Origin of the sequence: Wolbachia endosymbiont (group B) of Aricia artaxerxes (assembly GCF_964026975.1) — a bacterium.
GTDB lineage: Bacteria > Pseudomonadota > Alphaproteobacteria > Rickettsiales > Anaplasmataceae > Wolbachia.
This window is the reverse complement of record NZ_OZ034718.1, coordinates 59,451-72,913: the sequence shown is the minus strand read 5'-3', so window position 1 is coordinate 72,913 and position 13,463 is coordinate 59,451. Positions and strand designations below refer to the sequence as shown.

The following is a 13,463-nucleotide window of genomic DNA, read 5'->3' as shown; positions in this document are numbered from 1 at the left end:
TAAAACATGGGGTGGAATTTACTTGGTGGGCTCATGCCGCCAGCAGTAGATACTGCAGAAGAAAGGGAGCGTCGCCATTCCAGAGATTCAGGTGCTGAAGAAGAATTTGAAGTTTTAGAACAAGAAGAAATTAAGGAGCATCGTCATTCTGGAGATTCAGGCAATTGTTCAGAGGTTGAAGAAGGACAAAATACTAACAGAGCAATTGAATTGGAATTTCAGCTAACACAATCTTTGCTAAGTCAAGTAAAGGCAGGTGAGAATAATAGGAATGCAAATTCTGGCAAGCAAGCACAACTTGATTTGGAAAGAATGGATTTTGTAATTAATGGGCAAACAATAAGCAAAGCGTATGTTCACGAGTTATATTGCCAGCACAATCACTTAATTTCGAGTGAAAATGCAAATTACCGCCTGTTTGCTAAGCAAGTTTTCACAGAAATGTTTAAATATGCTAAGGCAGAAACTCCAAATGACAATATATTAGAAGAGTTAATTACTAATTGCAATCAGGCTGGGTATGATGGCTCTTTGTTAATGCAGCTCTCTCCTATATTCTCTAAGCATAAACTAAGCTTGCCTCATGCCAACGATAGAAAGATAAGTATTGTATATAATAGCCAAGGTTCTCTCAATATTCAGTATTGTCCAAGTATGCCTGTTAGAGAACTTGATACAAATAAGGAAATATGCAGGGTTGATGCTATTTTAGAGTTCACCCTTAAGTTTCGAGATAGTAAGGTAGAGTATGAAAACGGCAAAGTAACACTTGCTATTCCTGAACAATTAGAGAATTACAAAGTTGATGGCAAAAGTTTGTTAGATGAAATAAATAGGCATTTCGAAGATGAGGATAATAGAATTACAGAGACTCTTGAGAAAAATATGAATGAAGGACCTAAGTCATTTGCTGCTGAAGACTTGTCTATTACTGAGAGTTCATCTGATAGTAGTGAAGTAGCAAACAAAGTAGTTACTGATCCAGGCATTTTAGGTAATGTTGCGAATGTATTGGTAGGTGTTGCAGAAGTTACAGCAGTTGTAGCAACAGAGTTATTTTGGCCTCAAGATCAGGTTAATATAGAACCAAGGCATAATGAAGAAGAATTTACCATTACCCCTAAAAATTTAACCTTTGATGGATTAATAGACGTTATAAATAAAGCAAAAAATTATGGTGATTATGCAGATTTAGATAAAACTATAAATAATATAGAGGAAAGCGATAGATTTATTACTGATTTAAATTGTGGTAATTTGAAGGATTTTTGCTCTCAACAGCTTAATTTGACTGATCATATGCACAATGTGCTGTTGAATAATAGCTATGATGAAACAAATGGTTATTATAATTATTCAGTAAAAGAGCTTTCACTACTAGCCATTGCAGCTGATGACACACTTGTGGAAAGGTATGCAGAAACGCATAAAAGTATATTATTTACGCAAGATGAAGGTCTCGATAGGCTACTTATTGGTGTTGGTGGACAGCGCTATACTAAGCTTTTATTAGAAGATTTGGAAAAAAATCGAAGTACTATTCTACCTTGGCATAGCATATGTGAAAAACTTCGAAGGGCGTTGTCTATTCGTAATCAAGAATGCGTGAAAGCGGTATTAGATAAATTTAAAGATACTGAAGCCAGGTCTAGAGTTTCTGATATGTCAGAAAAATTTTTGCACTATGCTATACAACAAGATTTTATAGATGTAGCAAAGACTATTATTAATCATAAAATTGCTGATATTAATAGTATAGACAATTCAGGGCATGCACCTTTGCATTGGGCTGTGGCACGTAATAATTTAGAATTAATGGGCTTGCTTATTGGAAATGGCGCTGAGATTGATATTCAAGATGAGAGGCATGGCAGAACAGCTTTACATTGGGCTGCTTACCATGATAAATTTGAAATAGTAAAATTACTTGTAAACAAGGGAGCTGATTGGAACATTCAAGATAGAGATGGCAAAACAGCTTTAGATCTGGTAGGAACGAAAAGTTTATATTTGGTAAGGGAAGAAAACAGGGAAAAATCTTCTAGTGAATCAAAAATCACAAAATTTCTTGAAGGTTTAGATGATAAAACACCTTTGCATTTAAATATTAAAAAAGATCCAGAATCCAAAAATATTGATAATCAACAGCCGCAAAGAAACATTGTTGATAAAGTAGAGAATATTATGAATAATGAAGAGGCTTCAATAGAAGAAGCTATAGGTAATAATTGTGAGGAGGGTAAAATGCCTGGAAATGAAAAAATTATAGGAGAAAAATTGTCTAATGCTGTCGATAGAATCAATCTTACTCGTTTGATACATTTATTAAAGAAATTAGAAGTCAGCACATATGAACCTACTGTACAGAAGCTCTTGGACCAAGCAAATGACAAAATTACAAATTTGGAAGAGGGTGAGCAAAAAGAGGCTCTTGAACAAATAATACTATTTCTTGAAAATGAGCTCAAGCACACTGCTGCTACATTACCAGTAGACAACAATGTAGAAGCTGCTGCAAGTAGCCAAGAAGCTCCTTTGGTAGAGTCTAAAGAAAGCTCACCATCACTGAGTTCTGAGGAGGATGATTTTTCTAAACTTGAAGGTAATAAAAGTGATTGCTCTGCCGGAACTTCCTCAGACTCTAATAGTAATTCTCCATTTGAAAAAATTAGTGAAGAAGGTCATGAAACAAGAATATCTGTAATTGACACAGTGGAAGCTGAAGCAACAGCTAATGGTACTGTTTCTAGTAATTCTGTTCCTTGTACTTTAAGAGTAGAATTAACAAGTGATGATGAAGATGAATTTCTTTCGATTGAAATTGAAGATGTTAATAATGATATTAACGTTAATCAACCTACTGAGCATGTAGAACAAGTTGCTAACGGAAATGGACAGCCAAAAACAGAATTGCCAAGAATTAATGAGCAAAGCAGCAAAAGTGGCCTCAAAAAAAATCCACAAAATACAAAGAAGTATGTTGTAGCTGCTTCTGCGCTTGCGATAGCCGTTATTGTTTCAGGGGTGGCTGTTGCAGTTTACTTGGAAATGTTAGCGGTAGGAATAGCAGTTGCAGCTTGTTGTCTTATTGCAGCTACAGTTACATACTGCTGTAGACCTAAAAGCTTAATTGAGAATGGTGAGCCTGCAGAGATTGTGTTCAAGGAAAGGTCTGTATACTAAATATAGTAGTCTATCATTTAATAATTTATTATAATTATATTGATTGTTAATAGATAAAAACTTGGTAGATTACGAAGAGATGCTTGCTAAGTTGACAAAATTGCCATTTAATGCTACACTTAGCTTAGCTACTAATTAGTGAGGAAAAACATGTTAGGTTCAGATTTTGTATCACAGGAATCAAACAAAATTTTAAAGAAATCAGATTCTAGGGATTCGGGCACTGAAGAAGGGTTTGAAATTTTAGAACGAGAGGAAAAAGAGCGCCGTCGTTCTGAGGATTCAGGTAATGAAAGTCAAGAGGAATCTGGCGTTAATAATTCTGATACTAAATCTAGTGCAGTAACTACGTTAGAATTTCAGCTAACACAATCTCTGCTGGGTCAAGTAAAGGCAGATGAGAATAATGAAGATGTAAAGTCTGGTAACACAGCTTATCAAGACCTATATAGAACGGATTTTTTTGTAATCAATGATCGCACTATAGATAATAGTTTCATCAAAGGGTTATATGATAAATATAATGAGGGAGATGATAAACGTCTGTTTGCAAAGTATGTTTTTACGGAAATTTTTAAACATGCTAAAGCAGAGGTTCCAAATGACTATATACTGGAAGAGTTAATTACTAGTTGCAATCAAGCTGGGTATGATGGCTCTTTGTTAATGCAGCTCTCTCCTATATTCTCTAAGCATAAACTAATCTTGCCTCATGCCAATGATAGAAAGATAAGTATTGTATATAATAGCCAAGGTTCTCTCAATGTTCAGTATTGTCCAAGTATGCCTGTCAGGAAACTTGATACAAATAGGGAAATATGCAGGGTTGATGCTATTTTAGAGTTCACACTTAAATTTCATAATGGTGAAGTAGAGTATGAAAATGGTAAAGTAACACTTATCATTCCTGAGGAATTAAAAGCTGGTAGGGAAAGTTTACTAGACGATATTAATGAACGTTTCACAGATTATGATAATGATGGATTTATTCGTTTACACGTTGCAGCACAAAAAGGTAATGTTGAGCTTGGCAGGCATTTACTAGAATGTGGTACAAATATTGAGATTAAATCAAAAACAAAAGTAGGTGGTGACACTGCACTTCATTTAGCTGCTAGAAATGGTCATAAAGATTTTGTGAAGCTTTTACTCGATAGCGGTGCAAATGTTAACTCAGTGAGCAGTACAGGCAGCAGAGTAACTCCTTTACATGAAGCAGCGTACGATGGACATTTAGATGTTGCGGAATTGCTAATAGATCGTGGCGCAACAGTTGATGCTAAAGAACGATATAATCTTACTCCTTTGATGTATGCTTCTGCAGAAGGTAATTCAGCAATGGTGGAATTGCTTTTAAAAAAAAAGGCAGATCTTTATTTACAACATCATAATGGTGAAACTGCATTGCACTTAGCTGCTGATAATGGTCATTCTGATGTAGTTGCCATCTTAATAAGTGCAGCAAAAGATAAAGAAAAGTATGTTAATATGCAAAGCAACAGTATTGGTACTGCGTTGCATGTTATAGCTTATAATCGAGAAATAAATGAAGAGCATAAAAAATCTGCAAAATTGATAATAGACAATGGTACAAGCCCGTATTTAGAAAACGATCCAATTATTAATAAACCATCAGATACTCTTTTGAAAGGAAGCTCTTTAGATATGGCAAAAAAACGAGGAAATAAGGGATTTTTGGAATTTATGTCATCTTTAGGCTATTCAGCAACCGTACCAAGCAATTCAAAGAATGATCCACAAAACACAAAAAAGTATGTCGTAGCTGCTTCTGCGCTTGCAATAACTGTTATTGCCTTAGGAGCAGCTGTTGCAGTTTACTTGGAAATGTTAGCAATAGGAATAGCAGTTGCAGTTTGTTGTCTTATTGCAGCTACAATTACGTACTGCTATAGGCCTAAAAGCTTAGTTGAGGATAATCAGGTCACAAAGGTTATGCAGACAGAAGAATGTCAGTCTAAGTAATAAATATAGTAGTCTATCATTTAATGATTTATTATAATTATATTGATTGTTAATAGATAAAAACTTGGTAGACTACGAAAAAATATTCTTAAATAAAATCAAAGATATAAAAGAAGAAGGGCGCTATCGTGAATTTACGCATTTTGCGTCATTACCTGGCAAACTTCCCTATATTATGGATTATGAAAGAAATAGAGAGGTTATTGTCTGGTGCAGTAATAATTATCTGGGAATGTCACAAAACGATAGTGTCATTGCTGCTATTCAAAATTCATCTGTTGGTGCTGGAGGAACAAGAAATATATCAGGTACAACAAAGGAAGTTGTTGAGCTCGAGAAATCTTTGGCTGACTTGCATCAAAAAGAAGCTGCTTTAACTTTTGCTTGTGGCTATCTTGCCAACCAAACTACACTTAGTACTTTATCGTCTGTTATTCCGGGCGTGGTAATTTTTTCAGATGAGAAAAACCATTCTTCAATGATAGAAGGTATAAAATCAGGAAAAAGACCGAAGCACATATTTAGGCATAATGATGTTGATCACTTAGAGCAGTTGCTAAAGTCTATAGATATAAAAACGCCGAAAATAATAGCACTTGAATCTGTATACTCAATGGATGGTGATGTAGCACCGCTTGAAGCGATATGTGATCTAGCAGATCAGTATAATGCAATTACCTATTTGGATGAGGTACACGCAGTTGGCATGTATGGACCGCGCGGTGGCGGAATTGCAGAAAGAGAAGGTTTGATGGATAGAATAACTGTTATTCAGGGTACATTATCAAAGGCTTTTGGAGTGATGGGTGGATATATAGCGTCTTCAAAGAGCTTGGTGGATGTAATAAGAAGTTCAGCCCCAGGATTTATTTTTACTACTGCTATGTCGCCCGTTTTAGCAGCAGCAGCAAAGGCAAGCGTTGAGCATCTAAAATCAAGCAACATTGAAAGAGAAAAGCAGAAGCAGGTGGTTGAGAAAGTAAAAGACTCACTGAGAAATGCAGGAGTGAATTTTATGCAAACAGAAACTCATATAATTCCAATCATAATTGGCGATCCTGAGTTGTCCAAAAAAGCATCAAAATTGTTATTTGATGAGTATGGAATATATGTACAACATATAAATTACCCAACAGTTTCAAAGGGGACTGAGCGCTTCCGTATTACTCCTACGCCTTACCATACAAATGAAATGATAGAGCATTTAACAAAATCTCTTGTAAAAGTTTTTGAGAAATTATCTGTTTGTGTCTGTTGTTGAGTTTAAAGTTGCCAAGAATAAGGTATCTATTTAAAAGCATGGTTAATGTACAAAATCAGTGCTTTATTTCTTGTCATGAAAGTAGCTAACACTGGGATCCAACTAAGTTACTTTACAACATTTTTTGTGCAAAAGGACTAGATGCCATTGTCACACACTGACTATTTGTTCCTATAGTTGTCTTTTCTCGTCTATCTTATTTTGCCACCCTGCTGCAATGAGGGGTAGGTAAGACCATTTATTATTTTCACTACGTGACTTTTGCTCTTTTGAATGAACTTTAGTTTATATCTCCAGCAATGACAAGCGCGTTATCTTCCTTTAATCTCCCACCGCTTTCTTGCAAAAAAAGCCTACCGAGTGAAGTTTTATATTTATTAATTCCAGAGTAAATTATTCCATTGTATCTTCCGGCAGCAAGATATGCAAAACCTAGTACCGTTGAGCCAAGGGAGCGCAGATTATTATTGTCAAGTGGTAATTTATTTAACAAATTACCACTTATGTCTATTATTCCCCCTTCACGAGCTTTCATCCGCATTTTTACATGGCGAGATTTGAAATCTTCAAGAAAAGCTCCTTTCTTTTCCTCTGCCCAGAAAGTTTCTCTAAGGGCTGGAGCATCAATCACAGCTGCTACAACTCTGTTTTTATGAATGAGACAAACTGATACTGCAAAATAAACCATACAACTAAAAAGGTTTTCCTTGCCTTCTATAGGCATAATAAACCAAGTATAACTGCCTTCTTTTAGATCTTGGCCTAAATCGTCTTCAAAAATAAAGTCATAGTTCTGGTTGTAGTTTTTCAAGCAATCGTATATAAGTTGCTTGGATTTTGAATAAGTTTTATTGATAAAGTCTGCTGACTTAACGCTTGAAATTTGCAATTCATTAAAATCACGTATAAGCTGCTTGGAGGCACTGCGTACAGAATCAAGCATCACATTGATTCGTGGTGATGAAATTGCCATTTACTCTTTCACTCTTTCGTAATAGCTGTTATCAGGAGTATGTACTACAATTTTATCACCTTCTTTTATAAATTGAGGCACGTTAACGCGTATTCCGTTTTCCAAAATTGCAGGCTTATAAGAAGCAGTAACAGTCTGCCCTTTGATAACAGACTCTGTTTCTTTTACAGTTAGTGTAACGTGATCAGGCACATGTGCAGAAATTATTTTATCTTGATAAGTTACTACTTTAATTTTCATATTATCTTGCAAATAAGACTTCTTTTCTCCTAATAAGTCTAAATTTATAACAATCTGCTCGTAATTACTTGGATGCATAAGATTTACGATATTCCCTTCAGTAAAGAGATAAACATATTCCTCTTCATCTAAAATTGCCCTTCTGATTGTTGCATCAGAGCGAAACCTCTCATAGTACTTTGCTCCTGTTTGGATATTTTTCATTTCAGCTTGTATATATGCACCACCCTTACCAGGTTGAGTATGCATAATACTTATAACCGAAAACAATCCACCGTTATGTTCTAGTATCTGACCTGGCCTGATATCATTAGCCCTTTCTGCCATAATTACACTTTTAATTTGGTCTGATTATTATAAATAACTTTATACAAATATCAAAATTTTTATTGGCCAATGAATTCTGGCATGTTGATTACTATATACCTTTCCTTCATGTTGATGTATGGAAATACTTCTTTAGTAAAAGATAACATAATGTTTTTTTTTGTGCTGATAACCAAAATTTCTAATATATCCCCCGAGCCGAAATTATTCACAGACTTCACATAGCCATATAATTCATTACTCTCTAGTCTTACTTCCATATTCACAAGATCATCTTGGTAAAATTCATCCTCATCATTTAACTGTGGTAGCTTATCTCTTTCTATATATAACTTTTTATTTCTTAAAAGCTCTGCTTCATTACGGGAATTCACACCGCTAATTGTTGCTATTACTAAATTATTACTGACAACAGACACCAAGCTTATTTTATAATTTTCACTTCCGATTATTAGTTCACCATATAGGAAAATATTTTCGGGCTTTTCAGTAAAGGTTTTTATTTTGACAGCTCCTTTGATTCCATGAGGAGAAGTAATTATTCCGAGGCATATATTCATATTAATATGATAGTTGAAATCAGCTTTTTGTCCATAGAATTGACAATTTACTGAATTAACATACAATTAATATTGTAATAATTATAGCGGGTAATGTGTGAGTTCTATCAGCAATCAAGAAAAGCAAAGTATTATAAGTAGCTTAGAAAAAATCAACTGCAAGCTAAAAGGTGAATCTATAAAACTTGATGATACAAAGGAATCTATAATAGTAGCACGTCGTAAACCTGTTGTTGAAGAGGCATTAGAACATTTACGCAACCCTTCTACTACTAACTGTAATGTTCTGATCGATGCAGAAACTGGGTTTGGCAAGACTTACGATATTGGAATGTGGAGCCATGTACTAGCCCAAGCAGGGTTTCATCATCTGGTTGCAGTACCAAACAGTGATCTAGTAAACCAAGCTAAAAAAATGATGAGTAGTGCATTTACTGTAAACATTAGGACACCCAAAACTGCTGAGGAAATTAAAAATGCACTGCAGGAAACTGAACCTACAATAATTGTAATAACACATGACCTGCTATTACAGCAAGAAAATGATCGGAAATTAAAAGACCAAAATACCAAGTTGTGGATTAGTGTTGATGAAGCAGACAGTATTAATAAGCAGCAGGATTTTGAGAACATGTGCAAGCTTGATGAGAAATATCCTACGACTTACCTCACTGCAACACCAAAGAGAAGGATTTTAAATAGATGCGGAAAAGTTATCAGCCCGACAAGATTGAGTAGACGTTGTATTGCAAACGCCATCGAAACAGCAAGTGTTATTGCAAAAACCAATAGGAGAACAAATTTCACTCTAGCATTTGTAGTGAATATTGCTGTTACTATAATACCTATGATTACATTATTTCCTGTTATAAATAGTAATGTTGCTGCTGTAATTGGTCTAACTTCAGATTATTGGCTGTATTCTGCTTTGATTGGAAACTTATATTATACAATTTCTATGTTTATATTTGGTATAGTAATGTTGCCAATTTGGTGGGTACTAACTAAAGCAACTGGTGTAGAGTCAAAAGAACTGCTTTCTAGATTTCTTGCTAACGTGCGTAGCTTATTTACTAGAGAAAAATCGAGCCCAGCTTATGAATATGTTGAAGAGAGCGAAGAAGTTTTTAATTACAATAAGCTTGTTGATACCGATGATTTATTAACTTCTATAAGATGGAATGTGCAAAGCCCAATTGGAGAAAGTGCTCTGCTTTTAGCTGATGATGTAAATAGTATAGTTAATCTTAACTTTGCGTTGCAGGGTAGAGATAATTTAGTATATGAAGGTAGTACACGTTATGAAGTGTATAATAAATTTCAGCCTGAAGGGATTTCTTATCAAGACTATAGGCTCAAGTTACGCGAAGCGAACTTTATAAGCTGCGTTAAAAAGCAACATCCTAGTCTGACAGAAGAGCAGATATCTGAATTAAAAGAAAAGGTGGATTTCAGTAGTACTGCTGAATATCTAAAATATAGAGTAATGCATTCAATGATCGATCTTACTCTCTCATATTTAATGAAGTGTGATAATATTACTTTAGATAAAAAAAGAAGAGAAGGTTTGAGTGAATTGATAGAAGATGTTAAAAAGAATGTTAGCACCACTAATGATAACAATATTATAAGCTACCTAGAGAGAAAAGGCTTTAGTGAGCAATTTGCTAGAGATGAGCTCTTACTGCAAATAAAGACAGTAATTGAAGCACTGAGTAAAAGTGATAATGAGCAATGCAGCTTAATAGTTGATAATTGGCGCTTAAGCAAAGAGCTCCATGACCTCATGGAAAGAGAGGAAGGTATACTACATAGTCTCATTGATTTCTGCAAACAAAATAAATGTATCTTTGCAGGAATTGGGAAAAATGATCTTGGTATTGGAGAAAATAGACCCTTTTCAGCGAAAATACGTAATCAAATAGGTAAATATCGAACTATTTATTGTGATTATGAAAAAAGAGATTTTGATTCATTGGCTAAATATGCGTTGACAACGGTTATAGATGGATCGAAAGGTCGTGGATTTGATAGTGAATATAATCATGTTGCATCAATATTTGCAGATTCGGTTAGTCAGTTCAATAATCCATCTGAAGCCCTACAGAATCTTGGAAGAAATAGAGAGCGTAATGAGAGCAGACAATCATGGTTTTTCGCTGCTGCAGGTGAAGAAGTTGAGCTATTTGTGAATAAGATCTTAGCAAATTTTAAAAAGGAACCACAGAAATTTTGTCAGAAAGTTTTGTTTCCAGCTACTAATAAATACAATAAGTTGCTAAAAAATAGAATGGGAGAAGAACTTGGAAGAAAAATAGAAATCTATATTAGTAAAAATATTGATGCATTAGGAAATATTGATGATTCAGCTCTGAAGAAGTTTTCTAGTGATTTGATAAAAGAAACGTATGAAAAAGTTCATGATATAAATGATTTTGATGTCAAAAAGACAGAACAAGATTTACATAGGATTTTAAAAAGTACAGAGGCATACCTTCGTTCATATGAGAACAGAATTAAAAACAACGGTAAATTATCTTGCACACGCTCAGCTTTATTTTCTGTGGGGAGTGCTATAACAAAGGTAATGTATTATCTTTGGGCAGGGTTTGACTATTTAGTCTTTTTGGCTAAAGCGTACAATATAGATAAATCTGGAGATACCAGTGCAAGAGCGTATGTACACATAATCAGAAACTGTCACTGTGAAAGTAGTGTGAAGGCGCAAAATGTATTGGTTCATGCATTAGAAATTGCCAAAGAACATGACAGCAGTTTCAAAAGAAATAGTTTGTACGAAGGCAATGAGGATAGATGTAAAGAAAAAATCATCTCATATTTTCAATCCAAGCAATATATACGTGCATTAGATAGAACAATTGCTCAAATTGAAAATGAACACTTAGCAGCAATTTTGAAAGCTGTAGGCTACAGAGGTGATACTGATAAAATGGCACAAGAAATTAAAGATTTTTTATCTGATTTAAAGAAATTAGACTGTGTGAAATTTAGAGAAAAGTATTATCAAGGAGATTTATATCAAGAAAGCAAATTATGCAAGATCAATGATCGAATTAGTATGGTAATTAATGAAGTTGTAAGGTGCCATAAGTGGCGTCATGGAATAGAGAACTTGGAGCTCAAATTAAAAAATGGCCATAATATTTTTGACGTAAGAGTCAATAATGATTTTTCTAAGTTACGTGAGAAAAACTTTAACAAACGCTCTAAAGAAAGGACATATCTAGGTAGAGCTATGTTACTTATTGGGTTTATAATTTCAATGGAGCTTATAGGTAGAATATCATCAGGTCAGACCATGCAATTGCCTTTACTTTGCGGTTTTATAGTATTTGGACCACTGGCACTCTTGTGTGGTGCATTGTTATATGAAATAACGACCTATTTAGTGAGAGGAGCATTTTTTATTTTTGGAGTGCCAATTCTTTTAGGAGAACTGTCTAAATGTGTTTTGAGAAACGGCTCAATGAAAAGTTTGTTAGATATGACATTATCGCTTGGTAACTCGGCTTTTCTCAATATTCCGAAAGACATCGTGCAATCGTTTATATTTGAGGATATAACAAAATTTGACTCACTAAGTGATATAAATGAGCTTACACTGATAAGAGAACAGGAAAAGGCAAAGTGTACAAATGAAGTAGCTGATAAAGTTGTATCTACTGCTTTATCTGCAATTTTGATACAGCCAACAACTAGTGAGCAGGAAGGTTTAGTTTTTAACTAGAACTTTTCAGATAAATACTGAGTGAGGATTTCAATGCCTTCATCAATCTCTTTTTCAGTGATAATGAGTGGAGGCAAGATTCTTACAACGTTATCTGATGTTACTCCAACAGTGAGTAAACCACGGTGACTTAGCTCTTCTGCAAATTTTTGGTTATTCATTTTTACTTTTATTCCTAGCATCAACCCTTTTCCTCTCACTTCTTCTATCATTGGAAACTTGCTTGCTAAGTCCTCTAGTTTGTTTTTTAAAGACTTACCTCTAACTTCAACATTTTCTAAGAAGCCAGGGCCGAGCAATTCATCCAATACAGCATTACCTACTGAAGTTGCAAGTGGATTACCACCAAAAGTAGAACCATGCATACCGACCGCCATGTACTTAGCAACCTTTTCAGTTGCAAGACAAGCCCCCAGAGGGAAACCTCCTCCTATTCCTTTTGCAAGAGCACATATGTCAGGCTTAATTCCTATGTGTTCAGATGCAAATAACTTTCCTGTCCTGCCAGCACCGCACTGAACGCAATCAAAAAATAGCAGTATGTCGTTTTCGTTACATAGTTCTCTTAGCTCTTTCATGAAGACTTCACTCATTACTTTAATACCACCTTGTCCCTGTATTGGTTCTATTAATATAACACCTATGCCATTAGAAATTGCTTTCTTTACACTCTCAATATTGGGCTCTATGTTATCACACCAGTCAATATAAGGATTCAGTAATTCAGAAAATTTCTGTCTATCGTTTGTTGCACAAGTTAAAAATGTCCTTCCATGAAATGCACCATGAAATGTTAGAATTCTATAGCGATTTTTATTACCTTTTCCATTTTGATAGGCCCTAGCGATTTTAAGTCCACATTCCACTGCTTCTGATCCAGAATTTGCAAAAAATACAGTATTAGCAAAGCTGTTGTTTATTAAATTTTCTGCAAATTTGTTGGCAGTAGATATATTATAGGTATTTGATATATGCCATAGTTTTTCTCCTTGTAATTTTAGGACATCAGTTAATCGTGGGTTGGCATGACCTAAACTGCTAACAGCTATTCCAGAGTGAAAATCTATATAGCGCTTATTATCGATATCATACAAGTAAATACCTTTGCCATAAGAAAAATTTATGTTAATAGGAGAATAAACTGGCAAGATAGGAGAAATTGTCATAAAAGTATGATATGCTAATTTT

At 34.6% G+C, this 13,463-nt stretch carries 8 protein-coding genes; 4 read left to right on the top strand and 4 right to left on the bottom strand.

Going from position 1 to position 13,463, the window contains the following annotated elements:
- Nucleotides 1-6: 6 nt before the first annotated feature.
- The 3 genes from AAGE00_RS00320 to hemA all read left to right on the top strand — a co-directional run bounded on the left by AAGE00_RS00320 (nucleotide 7) and on the right by hemA (nucleotide 6,427).
- Nucleotides 7-3,183, top strand: coding sequence for an ankyrin repeat domain-containing protein (locus AAGE00_RS00320; protein ID WP_341815265.1), 3,177 nt, complete (start codon nucleotides 7-9; stop codon nucleotides 3,181-3,183).
- A 150-nt stretch (nucleotides 3,184-3,333) separates the two neighbouring features.
- Nucleotides 3,334-5,166 carry an ankyrin repeat domain-containing protein gene (locus tag AAGE00_RS00315; RefSeq protein ID WP_250147202.1) on the top strand — a complete coding sequence of 611 codons (1,833 nt, stop codon included), beginning with the start codon at nucleotides 3,334-3,336 and terminating at the stop codon, nucleotides 5,164-5,166.
- Nucleotides 5,167-5,230: 64 nt separating this feature from the next.
- Nucleotides 5,231-6,427, top strand: a complete 1,197-nt coding sequence (hemA, locus tag AAGE00_RS00310) for a 5-aminolevulinate synthase (protein WP_007302191.1) — start codon at nucleotides 5,231-5,233, stop codon at nucleotides 6,425-6,427.
- Between the two features lie 280 nt (nucleotides 6,428-6,707).
- On the opposite strand, the gene AAGE00_RS00305 is transcribed toward hemA, so the two are convergent.
- Genes AAGE00_RS00305 through rimM form a run of 3 tightly spaced genes read right to left on the bottom strand, consistent with a single transcriptional unit; the run spans nucleotide 6,708 to nucleotide 8,527 of the window.
- On the bottom strand, nucleotides 6,708-7,400 hold the full coding sequence (locus tag AAGE00_RS00305) for an inositol monophosphatase family protein (RefSeq protein WP_213863819.1): 693 nt from the start codon (nucleotides 7,398-7,400) through the stop codon (nucleotides 6,708-6,710).
- Nucleotides 7,401-7,967, bottom strand: a complete 567-nt coding sequence (gene efp, locus AAGE00_RS00300) for an elongation factor P (protein WP_213863820.1) — start codon at nucleotides 7,965-7,967, stop codon at nucleotides 7,401-7,403.
- A 59-nt stretch (nucleotides 7,968-8,026) separates the two neighbouring features.
- Entirely contained in the window at nucleotides 8,027-8,527 is a 501-nt protein-coding gene (gene rimM / locus AAGE00_RS00295) for a ribosome maturation factor RimM (protein ID WP_006014540.1), read from the bottom strand.
- 97 nt (nucleotides 8,528-8,624) lie between these two features.
- On the opposite strand from rimM, the gene AAGE00_RS00290 reads away from it, so the two are divergent.
- Complete coding sequence (locus AAGE00_RS00290; RefSeq protein ID WP_341815264.1) at nucleotides 8,625-12,275, top strand: DEAD/DEAH box helicase; 3,651 nt, start codon at nucleotides 8,625-8,627, stop codon at nucleotides 12,273-12,275.
- Here AAGE00_RS00290 and AAGE00_RS00285 read toward each other — a convergent pair.
- Nucleotides 12,272-13,441, bottom strand: a complete 1,170-nt coding sequence (locus AAGE00_RS00285) for an aspartate aminotransferase family protein (protein WP_052264687.1) — start codon at nucleotides 13,439-13,441, stop codon at nucleotides 12,272-12,274. The genes AAGE00_RS00290 and AAGE00_RS00285 overlap by 4 nt on opposite strands.
- Nucleotides 13,442-13,463 lie beyond the last annotated feature (22 nt).